Here is a 19,410-nt window from a genome sequence, read left to right as displayed (position 1 = left end):
TGGCCTTTGCTTGCGGTCGCCAACCCACGGTTGCCACGCTGTTGCGGTCTGTCAACCTGATGGGAGTGGCCAGTGACTTTCGGTGAGCAGCCGGCCTATCTGCGCGTAGCCAGCGATCTGAGGCAGAAGATCGTGAGTGGTTCGCTGCCGCCGCACACCCGACTTCCCTCGCAGGCCAGGATCCGCGAGGAGTACGGGGTTTCGGACACCGTGGCCCTGGAGGCCCGCAAGGTGCTGATGGCCGAGGGCCTGGTCGAGGGCCGCTCGGGCTCGGGCACCTATGTGCGCGAGCGCCCGGTGCCGCGCCGGGTGTCCCGCTCCGGCTACCGGCCGACCAAGGGTGCGAGCCCGTTCCGCCAGGAGCAGGCCGAGGAGGCCGCGCGCGGCACCTGGGAGTCGCGCAGCGAGCAGGAGGAGGCGAGTGCCGAGATCGCCAAACGGCTCGGCATCCGCCCCGGCGACCGGGTCATGCGCACCCGCTACGGATTCCGTGACGCGGGCGAGCAGATGATGCTCTCCACGTCGTGGGAGCCGCTGGCGGTCACCGGCCGCAGCCCCGTGATGCTGCCCGAGGAGGGGCCGCTGGGCGGGTGCGGAGTGGTCGAGCGGATGGCCGCGATCGACATCGTGGTGGACAACGTGGTCGAGGAGGTCGGCGCGCGCCCGGGGCTCGCGGAGGAGCTCCTGGCGCTCGGCGGGGTCCCCGGCCATGTCGTCCTCGTCATCGAGCGGACGTACTACGCCTCGGGGCTCGCGGTCGAGACGGCCGACGTGGTGGTCCCGGCGGACCGCTACCGCATCGCCTACCACCTGCCGGTGAGGTAGCAGGCCCGGCCGACGGGACCAAGGGGGCGCGCCCACGGGGTGCGCCCCCTTTCGCATGTGCCGCCGTTGACCGAATTCGTATCTCTTTGTGTAAATCCATATCCGGTGAGTAAAGGTCAGGCGTAGGCTCGGGCATATGCGGATTGCGGTTTCCTGGGGATGCTTACTGACCTGCACGCCGATGCCGGGAGAGATGTGATGAACGACAGTGGCGCTGTGCTCAGCTGGCTGGTGATACGTCAGGACGACAACGGCAACCAGTACCGCGTGGGCAAGTACGCCACCCAGGCCGAGGCACAGCGCATCGCGGACAGCCTCGACGAGCGCGGCCACAAGCAGCTCTACTGGGTCGAGCACATCGGCGCCCCCGCCCAGCAGTAGTCCCCGCCCAGCGGCGACGCCCCGCCCGCCGGTGCCCCGGCCCGGCGGGATGCGGGCCCTCGGGAGCCCGCGCGTTACGCTCCGGCGCATGAACCAGACCGTGGTGGTGGCCGGGGCCGTGTACGACCGGGGGCGCCTGCTCGCCGCCCGGCGCAGCGCCCCGCCGGAGCTGGCCGGCCGCTGGGAGCTTCCCGGGGGCAAGGTGGAACCCGGCGAGAGCCCGCAGCAGGCCCTCGTCCGTGAACTCCGCGAGGAACTCGGCATCGAGACCGAGCCGCTGACCCGCATCGCGGGGGAGTGGCCGCTCGCGCCCGGCCTCGTCCTGCACGCCTGGACGGCCCGGCTGCTCGACGGCGAGGCACGTCCGCTCCAGGACCACGACGAACTGCGCTGGCTCGCGCCCGAGGAGGCCGACGCCGTCGACTGGCTGCCCCAGGACCGTCCGGCCGTGACCGAAGCCATGCGCATCCTCGCGGCCTGCCGCCCCTGAGCCCCGCGCGGTCGACTCCAGGGCCCACTCCAAGCGGCGATCGGTGCCGCCATACGCCCCACTTGGGGATAGGGCGTACCAAATTCCGGGTATGTGCCTGTTAATCGTTTTCAAACCCCCCGAACCATCGGATGCGGGTGATCGGCGTGATCGACACCTCGGGCGAGTGCGCCGAGTGGACCTTCCCTGCTGAACCGGGGGCCGTACGGACCGCCAGGCACGCCGTGCGGGGCGCCCTGCGCGACTGGCACCTGGACGCCGGGGCCGTGGACGTCGCGGTTCTCCTGGTCAGCGAGTTGGTGACCAACTCCCTGCGCTATGCCTCGGGGCCCATCGGGGTCCGGCTCGACCGGCTCGACGGCGGCACGCTGTTGGTGGAGGTCTCCGATCCCCTTCCGGATCCGCCCATCGAACGCACCGCCGGAATCGAGGACGAAGGGGGCCGTGGCATCCAGCTCGTGGCCTGTTCCGCGCTGCGCTGGGGGACCCGCCGCGGCAGAACGGGCAAGACCGTGTGGTTCGAGCTCGCTCTGCATGGTTAGAAGGAGGGAGGGACGGACGATCACGACCGGGAACGGGACCCCGCCGAGAACGGCTGGAAAAGAACGAGACCGGGATGTGATCGTGAACGCCGTGTCGGTTGGGGCCGTAGTGCTGAATACTGCGGTCAAGGCCGGTCCGGTGCGGTGAGCTGGAGGGGACGGTCGTGTGAGCGAGATACCTGAGACGGCTGGCGATGTCGTGTGGCAGAGCAGCCCGCCTGGCTCGATCTATGACTACATCCGCGTCGCCTCGTTCTCGATCGGGCCGGACGGACTGATCGAGCAGTGGAGCCTGCGGGCCGAGGAGCAGTTCGGCCTGGCCGCGGCCACCGTCATCGGCCGCGACCCCGTCGAGGCCTTCATGCCCCCGGAGCTGCGCCCGCGCGGCCACCGCCGGGTCGCCGAGATCCTCGACGGCAAGGAGTGGACGGGCGTCGTCCCGTTCCACATGCCGACGCCCGAGGGCGGCGAACGCGCCCAGGGGCTCGCCGAGCTCTACGTCATGCCGAGCCGGACGGCCACCGACGAACGCGCAGCGCTCTGTATCGTCGTGGACGTACGCGCCCTGCGCGGCATCGAGACCGACCTGGCCGCCTCGCAGGCCATTTTTGGTCAATCTCCCTATGGCTTCCTGCTCTTCGGTACGGACCTCACCGTGCTGCGGGCCAACCGCCGCTTCGCCACCGTCTTCGGCGGCGCCCCCGAGGAACACCGCGGCCACACCGTCCACGACTACCTCAGCCGCCCCGAGGCCGACCGGATGACCGCCGCGCTGCGCCGGGTCCTGGAGACCGGGGAGTCCGTCACCGATCTGCGGATAGTGGGCTCGGCGACCGGCGGCTCCGACCACCGGCACTGGTCGATCAACCTGTACCGGGTGCACAGCGGCACCGGGCGCCCCATCGGCGTCGCGGGCCTCGGCACCGATGTGACCCGCCGTCACAACGCGGCCCGCGAGGCCGCCGACGCCCGCCGCAACCTCGCCCTCCTCAACGAGGCGGGCGCCCGCATGGGCAACTCCCTCGACCTGGAGACCACCGCCCGCGAACTCCTCGACATCACCGTCCCCGGCTTCTGCGACCTGGCCTCCGTCGACCTCTACCAGGCCCTGCTGGCCGGCGACGAACCCACGGGCGGGAGCTCCGACGGGCGAGGAGAACTGCGCAGGGTCGCCTTCGCCAGCGCCGTCTCGGACGGGCCGCCCGCCGACGGGGAGGCGGAGGTGGGGGTGGGCGACCTCCACCGCTACCGGTTCCACTCCCCGTACGCGAGCGCCCTGCGCACCGCCCGGGTGCACACCGTGCGGGGCGCCGACGGCAGCCTGGTGCACACCACCCTCGCCGTCCCGATGGTCGCCCACGACACCGTCGTCGGCCTGGTGCAGTTCGCCCGCGCCAAGGGCAGCGAACCCTTCGGCGAGCGCGACCGGGCGCTCGCCACCGAGCTCGCCTCCCGCGCCGCCGTCTGCATCGACAACGCCCGCCTCTACCGCAGGGAGCACGAACGCGCGCTGATCCTCCAGCGCTCCTTGCTGCCGCCCGGCGACCCCGAGGCCGCCGGGCTCGACATCGCCTGCCGCTACCTGCCCGGCAGCGCCGAGTCCGAGGTCGGCGGCGACTGGTTCGACGTCATCGAGCTGCCGGGACACCGCACCGCGCTCGTCATCGGCGACGTCATGGGGCGCGGCCTGCGCGCCGCGGTCGCCATGGGTGAACTGCGCACCGCCGTAAGGACGTTGGCGCTGCTCGACCTCGAACCCGCCGAGGTCCTCTCGCACCTGGACGAGATCGCCCGGGGACTTGGCGCGCCCGGCGGCAGCCAGCCCGCCTCCCGGGTCGCCCACAAGTCCCGCGACGCCGACGCCGACCTGTCCGAGGTGTACCTGGCGACCTGTGTGTACGCGGTCTACGACCCGGTCACCCGGCGCTGTACGTTCGCCAACGCCGGCCACCTGCCGCCCCTCCTGGTCGAGCCCGGCGACGATCCGGGTGAGCCCGCGATGCTCCTCGACGTGCCGCCGGGGCTGCCGCTCGGGGTCGGCGGCGAACCCTTCGAGGAGGTCGAGGTCGACCTGCCCGAGGGGGCGCTGCTCGCCCTGTACACCGACGGCCTCGTCGAGTCCCGCGACCATCCGCTCGACGAGGGGCTCAACGCCTTCCGCAAGACCCTCACCGACCCCGACCGGCCCCTGGAGGACGTCTGCGACCAGGTGCTCGGCTCGCTCGACACCCGGCACGGCGAGGACGACATCGCGCTCCTCCTCGCCCGCATCCAGGGCCTCCCGGTGGACGCGGTCGGCGACTGGCGGCTGCCGCGCGAGCCCCGCTCGGTGGGCCGGGCCCGCGAGCTCGCCCGCACGCAACTGCTCGCCTGGGACCTCGGTGACCTCGTCGACACGACCGAGCTCCTGGTCAGCGAGCTCGTCACCAACGCGCTGCGCTACGGCGACGGGGAGATCCGGCTCCGGCTCCTCCGGGACCGCACGCTCGTGTGCGAGGTGTGGGACGCGGGCCTCGTCCAGCCCAGGCGTCGCCGGGCCCGCGACACGGACGAGGGCGGGCGGGGGCTTCAGCTCGTGGGTCTGCTCAGTGCGGCGTGGGGTGCGCGGCGGACCCCCCGGGGGAAGACGGTGTGGTTCGAGCTTGCGCTGCCGGACGGGGCGGGGCCTCCGGCGGAGCTGACGGAGGAACAACTCCTGAGCATGTTCTGACCCCACCCTCCGGGGGCCGCCGCGCCCCCAACCCCCCTCGTCCCTGCGGCCGTACTCGCTCTTTGCGCAGTTCCCCGCGCCCCTAACCCCTCTTCGACCCGCGGACCGTGGTCGCTCTTTGCGCAGTTCCCCGCGCCCCCAAAACCCACTTCAATCCGCGGACCGCAGGTGGTACTCGCGCAGTTCCCCGCGCCCCCAACAGCACCGCCCCCGCCCCACCGAACAGTCCCGCCGCTCCAACGGCAGCCCCCCACCGACCCACCTAGGGGCGCGGGGAACTGCGCGAGGAGCGAGCACGGTCTGGAGTCGAGAGGGGGTTTGGGGGCGCGGGGAACTGCGCGAGTACCACGCATGGTCCGCGGGTCGAAGGGGGTTTAGGGGCGCGGGGAACTGCGCGAGAAGCGACCACGGTCTGTAGCCGAGAGCGGGTTGAGGGGTGCGGGGAACTGCGCGAGGAGCGAGCACGGTCTGCAGTTGAGAGAGGGGTTAGGGGCGCGGGGAACTGCGCGAGTGGTTTGGCGGGGGCTAAGGGGGACGTAGCCTGGGGGCCGGTGGCGCGGGGAGGGGTTTGGGGTGGGCGGGATACGTCGGTGGTGGCAGGGCCGAGGGGGACGCTGGACGAGGCGGAGCCTGACCGCGGCCACCCTCACCCTCGCCCTCCTGATCGCCGGCACCGGAGCCGCCCTGCGCGCCCAGTACGCCGGCGTCCCCGGCGAGGACACCAGAACCCGCGGCCGCGACGCGTACTGGCTCGGCCACGCCTGGGTCGACGGCCGCAAGACCGAGCAGGACCTCGACGCCTTCGCCGCCAAGGTGCGCGGCAGCGGCATCAAGGACCTGTTCGTGCACACCGGCCCGCTCGACCACGACGGCACCCTGCCCGCCACCCGCTACCCCCGGGCCGCCTGGCTCGTGGCCGGCGTGCACCGCAGGCTGCCCGACGTCCGCGTACAGGCCTGGCTGGGCGACCAGTTGGCGAGCGAGGGCCCCGTGGGGCTGCGGCTCGACGACGGCGCGACCCGCACCGCCGTGGTCACCACCGCCCGCCAGGTCCTGGACAGCGCCCGCTTCGACGGCGTCCACTTCGACCTGGAGCCGCTGCCCTCGGGCGACCGGAACTACCTCGCCCTGCTCGACGCGCTGCACGCGCTGACCCGGCCGCGCGGCGCCCTGCTGTCCGTCGCCGCGCACCAGATAGACCCGCTGCCCGCCCTGCACTCGGCCGCGAACGGACTCACCGGCCACGGCAAGTGGTGGTCGCAGGCGTACTTCGCCCAGGTCGCCCGCCGCGTCGACCAGATCGCCGTGATGTCGTACGACACCGCCATGCCCGTGCAGAGCCTGTACGGCGGCTATGTCGCCCGCCAGACCGCGCTGGCCCTCCAAGTCACGCCGAAGCAGACCGACTTGCTCATGGGACTGCCGTTCTACGACGACGAGAGCATGAGCCACCACGGCTCGGCCGAGACCGTCCAGGCGGCCGTGCGCGGCGCCCGGCTCGGCCTGGCCCGCACCGACCGCCACCGCAGGACCTTCGGCCTCGCCCTGTACGTCGACTTCGCCGAGCGCGACGAGGACTGGACTGCGTATCGCAAGGGCTGGAGCTGACGCTCCGTCAGGAATCCCGGCGCCGGATCCGGCTTCCCAGCCACACCAGGGGGTCGTACTTGCGGTCCGCCGCCCGCTCCTTCAGCGGGATCAGCGCATTGTCGGTGATCCCGATGTGTTCGGGGCACACCTCCGTACAGCATTTGGTGATGTTGCAGTAGCCGAGCCCGTGTTCGTCCTGCGCGGCGCGCTTGCGGTCCAGGCCCTCCTCGGACGCCGCGTCCAGCGGGTGCATGTCCAGTTCGGCCACCCGCATCAGGAAGCGCGGACCCGCGAACGCCGCCTTGTTCTCCTCGTGGTCGCGCACCACATGGCAGGTGTCCTGGCAGAGGAAGCACTCGATGCACTTGCGGAACTCCTGCGAGCGCTCCACGTCGATCTGTGCCATCCGGTACTCGCCGGGGGCCACCCCCTTGGGCGGCACGAACGCCGGGACCTCGCGCGCCTTCGCGTAGTTGAAGGACACGTCCGTCACCAGGTCGCGTACAACGGGGAAGGCCCGCAGGGGAGTCACGGTGATGACGTCCGCCGGGTCGAACACCGACATCCGCGTCATGCACAACAGGCGGGGCCGCCCGTTGACCTCCGCGCTGCACGAACCGCACTTGCCCGCCTTGCAGTTCCAGCGCACCGCCAGATCGGGAGCCTGGGTGGCCTGGAGGCGATGGATGATGTCGAGGACCACCTCGCCGTCGTTCACCGCGACCGTGAAGTCGGTGAGCTCACCGCCGCCGGTGTCGCCCCGCCAGACCCGGAAGCTCGCATCGTACGTACTCAACTCTTCAGCTCCTCTTCGGCGAGGTACTTGACCAGCTCCTCCTTCTCGAAGAGGGAGAGCAGATCGGCGCGGACGGGCTCGGTCTCCTCGCGGGCGAGCCGGATCTGGCCGCGCTCCGACTCGGGGGGCGCCAACCCCTCGGTGGGGTCGGCGAGATGGCACAGCAGGTTCACCCGGCGCCAGGCGCGGTCCATCCCCGGCCAGTCCTCGCGGGTGTGGCCGCCGCGGCTCTCGGTGCGCTCCAGGGCGGCCCGCGCCACGCACTCGCTCACCAGAAGCATGTTGCGCAGGTCGAGCGCGAGGTGCCAGCCCGGGTTGAACTGGCGGTGCCCCTCCACCCCGGCCCGCCGGGCCCGCGCGCGCAGCTCCGCCAGCTTGCCCAGCGCCTGGCGCATCTCGCCCTCCCGGCGGATGATGCCGACCAGATCGTTCATGGCCTGCTGGAGCTCCTGGTGGAGGGTGTACGGGTTCTCGACGGGCGAGCCGTCCTCGGGGGCCTCGGCGCTGAACGGGCGCAAAGCCTCCGCGGCCGCCGTGTCGATCTGGATCTCGTCCACCGCGGGGCGCGCGGCGAGCGAGGCCGCGTACTCGGCGGCGTGCAGCCCGGCCCGCCGGCCGAACACCAGCAGGTCGGAGAGCGAGTTGCCGCCGAGCCGGTTGGAGCCGTGCATGCCGCCCGCGACCTCGCCGGCCGCGAACAGGCCCGGCACCCCGCGGGCCGCGGCGGTGTCGGAGTCGACCGCGATGCCGCCCATGACGTAGTGGCAGGTCGGCCCGACCTCCATGGACTCGGCCGTGATGTCCACGTCCGCCAGCTCCTTGAACTGGTGGTACATCGACGGCAGCCGACGCCGGATCACCTCGGCGGGCATCCGCGTGGAGACGTCGAGGAAGACCCCGCCGTGCGGGGTGCCCCGGCCCGCCTTCACCTCGGCGTTGATGGCGCGCGCCACCTCGTCGCGGGGGAGCAGCTCGGGCGGGCGGCGGTTGTGGTCGGGGTCCTCGTACCAGCGGTCGCCCTCCTCCTCGGACTCCGCGTACTTCTCCTTGAAGACGTCCGGCACGTAGTCGAACATGAACCGTCTGCCCTCGGAGTTCCGCAGCACCCCGCCGTCGCCGCGCACCGACTCGGTGACCAGGATGCCCTTCACGGACGGCGGCCAGACCATGCCGGTGGGATGGAACTGCACGAACTCCATGTTCAGCAGCGGCGCCCCGGCGAGCAGCGCCAGCGCGTGCCCGTCGCCGGTGTACTCCCAGGAGTTGGAGGTCACCTTGAAGGACTTGCCGATCCCACCGGTCGCCAGGACCACCGACGGCGCCTCCAGAACGAAGAACCGGCCGCTCTCGCGCTGGTAGCAGAAGGCGCCCGAGACGCGATCCCCCTCCTTCAACACCCGTGTGACCGTGCACTCCTGAAAGACCTTCAGGCGTGCCTCGTAGTCGCCGAACTCCCGCTTGTCCTCCTGCTGGAGGCCCACGATCTTCTGCTGAAGGGTGCGGATGAGTTCGAGTCCGGTGCGGTCGCCGACGTGCGCGAGGCGCGGGTACTCGTGGCCGCCGAAGTTGCGCTGGGAGATCCGGCCGTCGGCGGTGCGGTCGAACAGGGCGCCCCAGGTCTCCAACTCCCATACGCGCTCGGGTGCTTCGCGTGCGTGCAGCTCCGCCATCCGCCACTGGTTGAGGAACTTTCCGCCGCGCATCGTGTCGCGGAAGTGGACCTGCCAGTTGTCACCGGAGTTGACGTTGCCCATGGAGGCCGCGATGCCGCCCTCGGCCATGACGGTGTGCGCCTTGCCGAAGAGGGACTTGCAGATCACCGCCGTGCGGGCCCCGCGCTCCCGTGCCTCGATCGCGGCCCGCAGACCGGCGCCACCCGCGCCGACCACGACGACGTCCCACTGCTGCCGTTCCAGCTGAGTCATTCAGGCTGCCTTCATTCAGAAGAACCTCGGATCGTCGAACGCCCCCGTGGCGAGCAGATACACATAGAAGTCGGCGAGCGCCACGCTGATCAACGACGCCCAGGCCAGCAGCATGTGACGTTCATTCAGCTTCCCGACATAGCCCCAGAGCCGGTAGCGCACCGGGTGCTTGGAGAAGTGCCGCAGCCGGCCGCCGACGATGTGCCGGCAGGAGTGGCAGGACAGGGTGTACGTCCAGATGAGCGCGATGTTGACCAGGAACACCAGGCTGCCGAGCCCCATGTGGCCCCACCGGTAGTGCTCGTCGCGGAAGGAGAGCGCCGTGTCGTAGGTGAGGACTGCCGCGACCAGGACCGCGAAGTAGAAGAAGTACCGGTGGAGGTTCTGGAGGACGAGCGGGAAGCGGGTCTCGCCCGAGTACGTCTTGTGCGGCTCGGCCACGGCGCAGGCGGGCGGCGAGGCCCAGAAGCCCCGGTAGTACGCCTTGCGGTAGTAGTAGCAGGTCAGCCGGAAGCCGAGCGGGAAGAGCAGGATGAGGAGGGCGGGGGACAGGCCCCACCAGCTTCCGAAGACGTCCGCGTTCGGGCCGTGCCGCATGGGTGCGCAGTTGTCGGCCAGGCACGGCGAGTAGAACGGCGAGACATAGGGCGCGCGGTAGTAGTCCGCGTTCGCGAACGCCCGCCAGGTCGAGTAGACGACGAAGGCGAAGAGCCCCGCGGCGGTCACGGCCGGCGCCAGCCACCAGCGGTCGGTGCGCAGATGGCGGGGTGCGATCGCGGCGCGCGAGGCGTCATGGACGCCGGTGCGCCGCTCCGCCGGGGGAGAGGGTTCCGTGCCTGTGGCCAAGAGTGGCTCCCATGGAGGTCAGGGGGTGCGCCGGCCGCGGGACCGGGTGCTCCCGAGCCCTTCGTCGTCGGAGTCGGTCCAGAGCGAGGCGTCGTACGGGGCGTCGGGGATGGTGACCAGGTCGGGCCGGGCCGTCGCGCCCGCCGGCGCGGCCTCTCGGAGCAGGGCGAGGCTCTCGCGCAGATGGTCGGCGTCGGTCCGTACCCGCCGGATGTCCAGGCCGTGCCCGACCTGCTGCTCCAGGCGTCCGACGGTTCGTACGAGGTCGTCCAGGCAGCGCTGTGCCGCCGTCAACTCGTCGTGCAGGGACATGACGTGACTGCCTTTCGCCGGAGCGGGTGGCAATGCTCATGCGCCTGAGAGTGTCGCGCCTCACATGCGCGGTTGTGAAGGTGCGTGCACGGGGTTGTGGGGTTGCGGAATCCCGGCACGCCCTTTATCGGCCGCACTCGGCGCGCGGTGGCCGCCGAACCGTGGCCGAAAGGCGCGTTCCGCCGCACGGGTGGGGTTCGGGGCCCGCTGCGCCGTGTCGCCGCCCGGGGAGCGGGCCCGTCCTCTTCAGTGACTGGGATACGTGTGATCATCGCGAAATGGCATCAAATCCCATAAATCTGACGAAGAGGTACAAGCCATGTCCCACGTCGGTGACCCGAACGGGAGGGCGCCCCGGATCGTCGCGGCGATCCGGACCGCGGCCTCGCTCCGGTCGCGCTCCATCGCCCTGTTGACCACCGGAGTGCTCACGCTCCCCGTGCTGACCGGCTGCGGCGCCGCCGACAGCGGGACCGAGGCAGGCGCCGCGCCCCAGGACATCGGGGCCGCGGCCCGGGAGCGCGTCGCCGACGGGGGCACCCTGAAGTGGGCCGTCGACGCGATGCCCGAGACGCTCAACACCTTCCAGGCCGACGCCGACGCCACGACCCAGCGGGTCGCCCAGGCGGTGCTGCCCGCGCTGTTCACGCTGGACGAGCACGGCCGGCCACAGCGCAACGCCGACTACCTGGAGTCCGCCGAGGTCGTCCAGCGCGAGCCCAAGCAGGTCGTCCTCTACAAGCTCAACCAGAAGGCGGTGTGGAGCGACGGCCGCGAGATCGGCGCCCCCGACTTCGTCGCCCAGTGGCGCGCGCTCAGCGGCAAGGACGCGGCGTACTGGACCGCCCGCAACGCCGGATACGAGCGGATCGAGAAGATCGAGAAGGGCGCCAACGACCTGGAGGTCAAGGTCACCTTCGCCAAGCGGTACGCCGACTGGCGCTCCTTGTTCAGCCCGCTCTACCCCAAGGACGTCACCGCCGCCCCCGACGCCTTCAACGACGGCGCCCGTACCCGCCTCAAGGCGACCGCGGGCCCCTTCCGGGTCAAGGAGACCGACCGCGCCAAGGGCACCATCACGCTGGAGCGCAACCCCCGCTGGTGGGGCCGGCCCGCCAAGCTCGACACCCTCGTCCTGCAAGCCGTGCCGCGCGACAAGCGGGCCGAGGCGCTCGCCGGGGGCAGCGTCGACATCGCCGAGATCGACCGCGCCGACGCCGACCGCGTCAAGCTCGCCGAACGCGACCAGGGCCAGGCCGTCACGCACGGCCCCGCCGCCGCCATCACCCCCGCCTCCGCGCTGCGCTCCTGGGCGATCGCCCACGGCGCCGAGGACGACAAGGCCGAGGCCGAGCGGGAGGCCCGCAGGGCGAGCCGGGCCGCCGTCGAGAAGTACGCCGCCGAACAGGCCGGGCTGCGCGGCCTGGCCATCCGCAAGACCCTGGAGCCCGCCTACACCCAGCTCGCCCTCAACGGCGCCTCCGGGCCGCTGTCCGACGAGCGGGTGCGGCGCGCGGTGGCCCGCGCCCTGGACCGCCAGGAGATCGCCGAGGCCGTCCTCAAGCCGCTCGGCCTGCCGGCCCAGCCCCCCGGCAGCCACCTCGCGCTGGCCGGCCAGGACGCGTACGCGGACAGCAGCGACGCGCTGGGCAGCCACGACGAGAAGGAGGCCCGGGCGCTGCTCGCCGACGCCGGGTGGACGCCCGGCGGGGCCCGGCACAAGCCCCAGCAGGACGCCGCCAAGGCCGGCAGCAGGGCCGACTCCGAGCACGACGTCGAGGACGGCAAGCGCCAGGCCCGGGCGTCCGGCAACCACCCCAACGACGAGGGCACCTACATCGTCGGCGACGACAAGCCCGCCGGCGCGGGCTCCGGCTCCGGCGCCGGAGCCGGGACGCATGTGCTCGCCCCGGCCCGCACCGCGGCCTTCCAGCGGGCCGCGCTCCTGGACCAGGCCCGGGTCTTCGAGGCCGAGCCCGCGGACCAGGCCAGGAAGACCGACCACACCAAGACCGAGGCCCGCCTCAAGGGCGGCGCCCCCGGCGCGTACGCCCCCAAGGGCACCGCGGCCCCCGCGCCGCAGGGCGGCCCGCTCGGCAAGGACGGCAAGCCGCTCACCCTGCGCTTCGTCCTGCCCTCGGGCCCCGGCTCCGAGGCGCTGCGCAACGTGGGCGACAAAATCGTGGCCATGCTCAAGGGCGTCGGCATCAACACCGAGATCGTCAAGGTCGCCGACGACAGCTACTTCAAGGACCACATCGCCTCGGGCGACTTCGACCTGGCCCTGTACTCCTGGCCCGGCACCGCCTACCCGGCCACCGACGACCGGCCGATCTTCGCCAAGCCCGAGCCCGCGTCCGACGGCTCACTGCTCGTCGAGCAGAACTACAGCCGGGTCGGCACCGACCACATCGACCAGCTCTTCGAGCAGGCGGTCGGTGAGCTCGACGAGGACGAGGCCCGCGAGCTGGTGCAGAAGGCGGACGCCAGGATCTGGGCCGCGGCCGGCTCGATTCCGCTCTACCAGCGTCCGCAACTGGTCGCCGTGAAACCCAATGTGGCCAACGCCGGAGCCTTCGGCTTCGCCGCCCCGAACTTCCAGGACATCGGGTTCAAGAAGCCGGAAACGGCGCACAACGGATCGGCGAACAATACGAAGTAGAACGGTAAACCAGCAGGTCAGAGGCGGCCGCCCGGATCGGCCCCAAGCTCAGAACCTGCTCAATTCCCTTGCCCGCCGGCCCCGCCGGCGGGCAAGGTCGTACCTGCCCCTGACCCAGGCTCAATCACTGTGAAGACCCCTGCTCCGGATCGAGGGAATCGGCCCGGGAGGCCATCGGCGCGGCGGCCCCGTACCATGGGAGGCAGCCGTGGCCTGTCTGCCCGGCGGGCGGACGAGCACTCGACCGCGTCAGATGCCTGATCCCACGATCGAGAGAAGCGCCAGTCAGTATGCCCACGCGCCACGACATCCGTAACGTCGCCATCGTCGCCCACGTCGACCACGGCAAGACCACGCTGGTCGACGCCATGCTCAAGCAGGCCGGTGCCTTCGCCGCGCACGCCGCCGAGTCGCTCGACGACCGCATGATGGACAGCAACGACCTGGAGCGTGAGAAGGGCATCACGATCCTGGCGAAGAACACCGCCGTCAAGTACCACCCCAAGGATGGCGGCGACGTCATCACCATCAACATCATCGACACCCCGGGCCACGCCGACTTCGGCGGCGAGGTGGAGCGCGGTCTGTCGATGGTGGACGCGGTGGTTCTGCTGGTCGACGCGTCGGAGGGTCCGCTGCCGCAGACCCGCTTCGTGCTGCGCAAGGCCCTTCAGCAGCGCCTGCCCGTCATCCTGTGCATCAACAAGACGGACCGCCCCGACTCCCGGATCGACGAGGTCGTCAACGAGACGTACGACCTCTTCCTCGACCTGGACGCGGACGAGGACCAGATCGAGTTCCCGATCGTCTACGCCTGCGCCCGTGACGGCGTCGCGTCGCTGACCAAGCCGGAGAACGGCACCGTGCCGGCCGACAGCGACAACCTGGAGCCGTTCTTCTCGACGATCCTCTCGTCCGTGCCGGCCCCCGAGTACGACGAGACCGCCCCCCTCCAGGCGCACGTCACCAACCTCGACGCCGACAACTTCCTCGGCCGCATCGCGCTGCTCCGCGTCGAGCAGGGCGAGCTGCGCAAGGGCCAGACGGTCGCGTGGATCAAGCGGGACGGCACGATCTCCAACGTCCGCATCACCGAGCTGATGATGACCGAGGCGCTCACCCGCAAGCCGGCCGAGATGGCCGGCCCCGGTGACATCTGCGCGGTCGCCGGTATCCCCGACATCATGATCGGTGAGACCCTGGCCGACCCGGAGAACCCGATCGCGCTGCCGCTGATCACGGTCGACCAGCCCGCCATCTCCATGACCATCGGTACCAACACCTCGCCGCTGGTCGGCCGCGGCGGTGGTACCGGCAAGGGCGCCGACGCCAAGTCCCATGTCAAGGACCGCAAGGTGACGGCCCGTCAGGTCAAGGACCGCCTCGACCGCGAGCTCATCGGCAACGTCTCGCTGCGTGTCCTGGACACCGAGCGCCCGGACGCCTGGGAGGTCCAGGGCCGTGGTGAGCTCGCGCTCGCGATCCTCGTCGAGCAGATGCGCCGCGAGGGCTTCGAGCTGACCATCGGCAAGCCGCAGGTCGTCACCAAGCTCGTCGACGGCAAGGTGCACGAGCCCGTCGAGCGCCTCACGGTGGACGTCCCCGAGGAGCACATGGGCGCGGTCACGCAGCTCATGGGCGTCCGCAAGGGCCGCATGGACAACATGTCCAACCACGGCTCCGGCTGGGTCCGCATGGAGTTCGTCGTGCCCTCCCGCGGCCTCATCGGCTTCCGCACGGAGTTCCTGACGAACACCCGCGGCACCGGTATCGCCCACTCGATCCACGAGGGCCACGAGCCGTGGTTCGGCACCCTGACGACCCGTAACAACGGTTCGCTCGTCGCCGACCGGGCCGGTTCGGTCACCCCCTTCGCCATGATCAACCTCCAGGAGCGCGGTGTGCTGTTCACCGAGCCCGGCACGGAGGTCTACGAGGGCATGATCGTCGGTGAGAACTCGCGCGCTGACGACATGGACGTGAACATCACCAAGGAGAAGAAGCTCACCAACATGCGTGCCGCTTCCGCCGACAACACCGAGAACGTGGTGCCGGCCCGCAAGCTCTCCCTGGAGCAGTCCCTGGAGTTCTGCCGCGACGACGAGTGCGTCGAGGTGACCCCGGAGGCCGTGCGCATCCGCAAGGTCGTCCTGGACGCCAAGGAGCGCGGCCGCACCGCCTCCCGCGCCAAGCGCAACTGACGTACCCCGTACGCCCCGAAGGCCCGGCCCCGCGCGAGCGGAGCCGGGCCTTCGGCGTGGGCGGCGGAGGTTTGAACGGCGGCGTACACACGCGCGGGCGATCAAGTACAAAGGACTGTCAAAGAGGCCTCTGGATCATGGCCGCGGGGCCCTACGGTCAAGTTGTTTTACGGTGCACCCTGTTCGGATATCGACCGTCGCTCTCCGGAAGATGTGTTAACGGTCCGTTTCGGGTGTGTCTGTCTGTGCTCACTTTGTCCGGATTTCGGGCCGTTGACCGTTACTGATGTTGTCAAAACGAGACCCTTTAAGTGTGGTTTACAGCCCGGCCGTACTTAATAGTTGGCTCCATTGAGCTCGGGTCAATGGGTCACGCACTGTGGGGAGTGCCGACTCACGAGCACACTCGGGGTACTTGACGTCAAAGCGCTGTCAGGGGTGTCAGCGCGCGTAGAAGTACCCCCTCTTGTAGTAACAAGTGGACTCATGAGGAGGAAACCCATGCGTGGTGCTACGAGCGCCAAGTGGGTCGCGGGAGCGGCAATCATCGCCCTGGGCGCCACCGCTTGCGGCGGTGGCGACGGCAAGGGATCCGATGCGAAGGCCGCGGTGGACGCCAACGGCGTCTACAGCTACCAGAGCACCGAACCGCAGCACCCGCTGCAGCCGGCGAACGCGATGGAGGTCGGTGGCGGCCGCATCGTCAAGAACCTGTTCCGCGGGCTGACGGACTACGACCCGGCGACGGGCAAGCTGCGGAACCAGATGGCCGAGAAGATCGAGACCACTGACTCCCAGCACTACAAGATCACCATCAAGACCGGCTGGACCTTCCACGACGGCACTCCGGTGACCGCCGCGTCCTTCGTGGACTCGTGGAACTGGTCGGCCAACACCAAGAACAACCAGGTCAACTCCAACTGGTTCTCGGACATCGCCGGTTACACCGACGTCCACCCCGAGAAGGGCAAGGGCGACCCGACGACCGACAAGATGTCCGGTCTGAAGGCGATCGACGACAAGACGATCCAGATCGACCTCACGGCGCCGGTCTCGTACTTCCCGTACAAGCTCGGTTACACGGCCTTCTCGCCGCTGCCGAAGGCGTTCTTCACCGACCCGAAGAAGTTCGGCGAGGCGCCGGTCGGCAACGGCCCGTACCAGTTCGTCAGCTGGGAGCACAACAAGGCCGTCACGCTGAAGGCGTACGCCGGCTACAAGGGCGAGGACAAGCCGAAGAACGGCGGCATCGTCTTCAAGAACTACACCCAGGCCGAGGCTGCCTACAAGGAGCTCACCTCGGACACCCTGGACGTGCTCGACCAGGTCGACCCGACCGACCTCCCGAAGTACAAGGCGGACCTCGGCAACCGCGCCGTCGACCAGCCGATGGGTGGCATCACCTCGGTCGCCTTCGCCATGTACGACCCGGCGTGGAAGGCCCCCGAGAAGGCCAAGGTCCGCCAGGGTCTCTCGATGGCGATCGACCGCGACACCATCACCAAGACGGTGCTCCAGGGTTCGCGTCAGCCCGCCGACAGCTGGGTCGCCCCGGGTGTCGCCGGCTACAAGCAGGGCGCCTGTGGCGAGGCCTGCACGTACAACCCGGAGAAGGCCAAGCAGCTCATCAAGGACGGGGGTGGCGTCCCGAACAACAAGGTCACCATCCTCTACAACGCCGACGGCGCTCACAAGGAGTGGGTGGACGCGGTCTGCAACTCCATCCGCCAGGCCGCAGGCGTCGAGTGCACCGGCGACCCGAAGCCCGACTTCAAGACCGCCCGTGACCTCATCGACGGTCACAAGGTCACCAGCATGATGCGGTCGGCGTGGCAGCAGGACTACCCGCTGAACGCCAACTTCCTGCGCGACATCTACGGCACGGGCGCCTCGGCGAACGACTCGCTGTACTCCAGCCCGGAGTTCGACAAGTTCTCGAAGGACGCCGACAAGGCGACCAGCGTGGACCAGACGACCGCGCTGTACCAGCAGGCCGAGGGTGCGCTCGCCAAGGACATGCCGTCCATCCCGCTCTGGTACTACAAGACCAACTCGGGCTGGTCGAACAAGGTCCAGAACGTCAAGTTCGACTCCTTCGGCGACCCGGTCTTCACGCAGGTCGAGGTCAAGAAGAAGTAACCAGGTCGGCATCCGGCCCACCCCCAAGCTCCGCAATCGCGGGGCAGGCACTGTGAAGACGCGGCCGGACGCTCCCCCCTATCGTTGGGGGAGCGGTCCGGCCGCCGTCGCGCCGACCCCATCTATGGAGGCACCATGGGGCGTTATGTCGCGAGGCGACTGCTCCAGATGATCCCGGTATTCCTCGGGACGACCCTGCTCATCTTCCTGATGGTGTACGCCCTCCCGGGCGACCCCGTCAGAGCCATGTGGGGCGACAAGGCGGCCGATCCCGCCCAGCTCGCCGCCATCAAGCACCAACTGGGCCTGGACCAGCCGCTGTGGAAGCAGTACTGGGACTACATCACCAACCTGGTCCACTTCGACTTCGGTATGACCATGTCGGGCCGCAAGGTCACCGACGTGATGGGCGAGGCCCTGCCGGTCACCGTCCGGCTCGCGCTCATGGCGTTCTCCATCGAGGTCGTGCTCGGCGTCCTGCTCGGCGTTGTCTCCGGTCTGCGCCGCAACAAGCTGATGGACAAGCTCGTCCTGGTCATCACCCTCCTGGTGATCTCCGTGCCGATCTTCGTCCTCGCCTATGTGTTCCAGGCGATCTTCGCGGACGGCCTGGGATGGGTGACGCCGACCGTCCAGGACTCCATGGACCTCAGCCAGTTGATGCTGCCGGCCATCGTGCTCGGCTCGCTGTCGCTCGCGTACGTGGCCCGGCTCTCGCGCACCTCGATCGTCGAGAACCTGCGCGCGGACTACATCCGCACCGCGGTCGCCAAGGGTCTGCCCCGGCGCCGGATCATCACCCGCCACCTGCTGCGCAACTCGCTCATCCCGGTGGTGACCTTCCTCGGAACCGACCTCGGCGCCCTGATGGGCGGCGCGATCGTCACCGAGGGCATCTTCAACGTGCAGGGTGTCGGAAACGCGCTCTACCGCGCCATCAACGGCAAGGAAGGTGCGACGGTGGTCGGTTTCGTGACCGTCCTGGTCGTCGTCTACCTCCTCTCCAGCCTGATCGTCGACCTGCTCTACGCGGTCCTGGACCCGAGGATCCGGTATGCCTGACACCATCGAGAAGACCTCGGTCCCCGGATCGGCGGCCGTAAACGCCCCGGTAGACCAGGTCGACAAGCCGCGCAGCCTCTGGTCGGACGCGTGGGGCGATCTGCGCCGCCGCCCGGTCTTCGTCCTCTCGGCCCTGCTCATCCTGCTGCTGATCGCCATCTCCATCGCGCCGAGCCTGTTCACCTCGGTGGACCCGCGCGCCGGCGACCTGCGCAACCACTACCTGACCACGCCGAGCTGGAGCCATGTCTTCCAGGCCGACTGGTTCGGCTACGACGGCCAGGGCCGCAGCATCTACGCCCGTACGCTCTACGGCGCCCGGGCCTCGATCACCGTCGGCATCTGCGTGACCGCCGCGGTCACCCTGCTCGGCGGCGTCACCGGCATGGTCGCCGGTTACTTCGGCGGCTGGGTCGACACGCTGCTCTCCCGCGTCACCGACATCTTCTTCGGCATCCCGCTGCTGCTCGGCGCGCTGGTGATCCTCAACGCGTTCACCAACCGCACCGTGTGGACCGTGGTGTTCGCCCTCGCGGTGCTCGGCTGGACCCAGATGACCCGTGTGATGCGCGGTGCCGTGATCACGGCCAAGGCCGCCGACTACGTCACCGCGGCGCGTGCGCTCGGTGCCGGCACCTTCCGGATCATGCTCCGGCACATCCTGCCGAACGCCGTCGCTCCCGTGATCGTGGTCGCCACGATCGCGCTCGGCGGCTACATCGGCGCCGAGGCGACGCTGAGCTACCTCGGTATCGGTCTTCAGGACCCGACCATCAGCTGGGGCATCGACATCTCCTCGGCCAAGAACGTGATCCGTACGGCCCCGCACGCGCTGTTCTTCCCGGCGGCGATGCTGAGCCTGACCGTGCTCGCCTTCATCATGCTCGGCGACGCGGTCCGCGACGCCCTCGACCCCAAGCTGCGCTGAG

At 70.1% G+C, this 19,410-nt stretch carries 15 protein-coding genes; 11 read left to right on the top strand and 4 right to left on the bottom strand.

Going from position 1 to position 19,410, the window contains the following annotated elements; all coding sequences use genetic code 11:
* Positions 1–72 precede the first annotated feature (72 nt).
* The 6 genes from N4G70_RS19855 (at position 73) to N4G70_RS19830 (ending at position 6,556) form a co-directional block, all read left to right on the top strand.
* Positions 73–825 (top strand): GntR family transcriptional regulator, encoded by a 753-nt coding sequence (locus N4G70_RS19855; RefSeq protein WP_261714005.1) that lies wholly within the window; start codon positions 73–75, stop codon positions 823–825.
* A 198-nt stretch (positions 826–1,023) separates the two neighbouring features.
* Positions 1,024–1,206, top strand: coding sequence for an SPOR domain-containing protein (locus tag N4G70_RS19850; protein ID WP_261714004.1), 183 nt, complete (start codon positions 1,024–1,026; stop codon positions 1,204–1,206).
* Between the two features lie 88 nt (positions 1,207–1,294).
* Complete coding sequence (locus N4G70_RS19845; RefSeq protein ID WP_261714003.1) at positions 1,295–1,696, top strand: (deoxy)nucleoside triphosphate pyrophosphohydrolase; 402 nt, start codon at positions 1,295–1,297, stop codon at positions 1,694–1,696.
* 137 nt (positions 1,697–1,833) lie between these two features.
* Positions 1,834–2,238, top strand: a complete 405-nt coding sequence (locus tag N4G70_RS19840) for an ATP-binding protein (RefSeq protein WP_261714002.1) — start codon at positions 1,834–1,836, stop codon at positions 2,236–2,238.
* A gap of 166 nt (positions 2,239–2,404) precedes the next feature.
* Complete coding sequence (locus N4G70_RS19835) at positions 2,405–4,948, top strand: SpoIIE family protein phosphatase (protein WP_261714001.1); 2,544 nt, start codon at positions 2,405–2,407, stop codon at positions 4,946–4,948.
* A gap of 582 nt (positions 4,949–5,530) precedes the next feature.
* Complete coding sequence (locus N4G70_RS19830; protein WP_399036112.1) at positions 5,531–6,556, top strand: glycosyl hydrolase family 18 protein; 1,026 nt, start codon at positions 5,531–5,533, stop codon at positions 6,554–6,556.
* 7 nt (positions 6,557–6,563) lie between these two features.
* Here the strand turns inward: N4G70_RS19830 and N4G70_RS19825 are convergent, their stop codons facing one another.
* Genes N4G70_RS19825 through N4G70_RS19810 form a run of 4 tightly spaced genes read right to left on the bottom strand, consistent with a single transcriptional unit; the run spans position 6,564 to position 10,417 of the window.
* Complete coding sequence (locus N4G70_RS19825) at positions 6,564–7,334, bottom strand: succinate dehydrogenase/fumarate reductase iron-sulfur subunit (protein ID WP_261714000.1); 771 nt, start codon at positions 7,332–7,334, stop codon at positions 6,564–6,566.
* The gene (locus N4G70_RS19820) at positions 7,331–9,259 is read right to left on the bottom strand and encodes a fumarate reductase/succinate dehydrogenase flavoprotein subunit (protein WP_261713999.1); all 1,929 of its coding nucleotides are present in this window, start codon (positions 9,257–9,259) and stop codon (positions 7,331–7,333) included. The genes N4G70_RS19825 and N4G70_RS19820 overlap by 4 nt, the downstream gene beginning before the upstream one ends.
* 15 nt (positions 9,260–9,274) lie before the next feature.
* The gene (locus N4G70_RS19815) at positions 9,275–10,105 is read right to left on the bottom strand and encodes a hypothetical protein (RefSeq protein WP_261713998.1); all 831 of its coding nucleotides are present in this window, start codon (positions 10,103–10,105) and stop codon (positions 9,275–9,277) included.
* An 18-nt stretch (positions 10,106–10,123) separates the two neighbouring features.
* A complete protein-coding gene (locus N4G70_RS19810) occupies positions 10,124–10,417 on the bottom strand; it encodes a hypothetical protein (protein ID WP_261713997.1) in 294 nt (97 codons plus the stop codon).
* Between the two features lie 319 nt (positions 10,418–10,736).
* Here N4G70_RS19810 and N4G70_RS19805 point away from each other — a divergent pair, with 319 nt between their 5' ends.
* The 5 genes from N4G70_RS19805 (at position 10,737) to N4G70_RS19785 (ending at position 19,409) form a co-directional block, all read left to right on the top strand.
* Positions 10,737–13,079, top strand: coding sequence for an ABC transporter family substrate-binding protein (locus tag N4G70_RS19805; RefSeq protein ID WP_261713996.1), 2,343 nt, complete (start codon positions 10,737–10,739; stop codon positions 13,077–13,079).
* A 290-nt stretch (positions 13,080–13,369) separates the two neighbouring features.
* Positions 13,370–15,280, top strand: a complete 1,911-nt coding sequence (typA, locus tag N4G70_RS19800; protein WP_261713995.1) for a translational GTPase TypA — start codon at positions 13,370–13,372, stop codon at positions 15,278–15,280.
* A 501-nt stretch (positions 15,281–15,781) separates the two neighbouring features.
* Complete coding sequence (locus N4G70_RS19795) at positions 15,782–17,419, top strand: ABC transporter substrate-binding protein (protein ID WP_261713994.1); 1,638 nt, start codon at positions 15,782–15,784, stop codon at positions 17,417–17,419.
* 135 nt (positions 17,420–17,554) lie between these two features.
* Positions 17,555–18,481: an ABC transporter permease gene (locus tag N4G70_RS19790; RefSeq protein WP_261713993.1), complete on the top strand. Its 927-nt coding sequence runs from the start codon at positions 17,555–17,557 to the stop codon at positions 18,479–18,481.
* On the top strand, positions 18,474–19,409 hold the full coding sequence (locus tag N4G70_RS19785) for an ABC transporter permease (RefSeq protein ID WP_261713992.1): 936 nt from the start codon (positions 18,474–18,476) through the stop codon (positions 19,407–19,409). Before N4G70_RS19790 ends, N4G70_RS19785 begins: the two co-directional genes overlap by 8 nt.
* Position 19,410 lies beyond the last annotated feature (1 nt).

The sequence above is a fragment of the Streptomyces sp. ASQP_92 genome (assembly GCF_025399895.1).
Taxonomy (GTDB): Bacteria; Actinomycetota; Actinomycetes; order Streptomycetales; family Streptomycetaceae; genus Streptomyces.
The sequence above is the reverse complement of the archived record's forward strand: the minus strand, read 5'-3'. Positions and strand labels throughout refer to the sequence as shown.

Coding starts and splice junctions, on each gene's coding strand:
- N4G70_RS19845 (WP_261714003.1), top strand. CDS start 1,295: ATGAACCAGACCGTGGTGGTGGCCGGGGCCGTGTACGACCGGGGGCGC.
- N4G70_RS19810 (WP_261713997.1), bottom strand. CDS start 10,417: ATGTCCCTGCACGACGAGTTGACGGCGGCACAGCGCTGCCTGGACGAC.
- N4G70_RS19795 (WP_261713994.1), top strand. CDS start 15,782: ATGCGTGGTGCTACGAGCGCCAAGTGGGTCGCGGGAGCGGCAATCATC.
- typA (WP_261713995.1), top strand. CDS start 13,370: ATGCCCACGCGCCACGACATCCGTAACGTCGCCATCGTCGCCCACGTC.
- N4G70_RS19850 (WP_261714004.1), top strand. CDS start 1,024: ATGAACGACAGTGGCGCTGTGCTCAGCTGGCTGGTGATACGTCAGGAC.
- N4G70_RS19820 (WP_261713999.1), bottom strand. CDS start 9,259: ATGACTCAGCTGGAACGGCAGCAGTGGGACGTCGTCGTGGTCGGCGCG.
- N4G70_RS19785 (WP_261713992.1), top strand. CDS start 18,474: ATGCCTGACACCATCGAGAAGACCTCGGTCCCCGGATCGGCGGCCGTA.
- N4G70_RS19790 (WP_261713993.1), top strand. CDS start 17,555: ATGGGGCGTTATGTCGCGAGGCGACTGCTCCAGATGATCCCGGTATTC.
- N4G70_RS19805 (WP_261713996.1), top strand. CDS start 10,737: ATGTCCCACGTCGGTGACCCGAACGGGAGGGCGCCCCGGATCGTCGCG.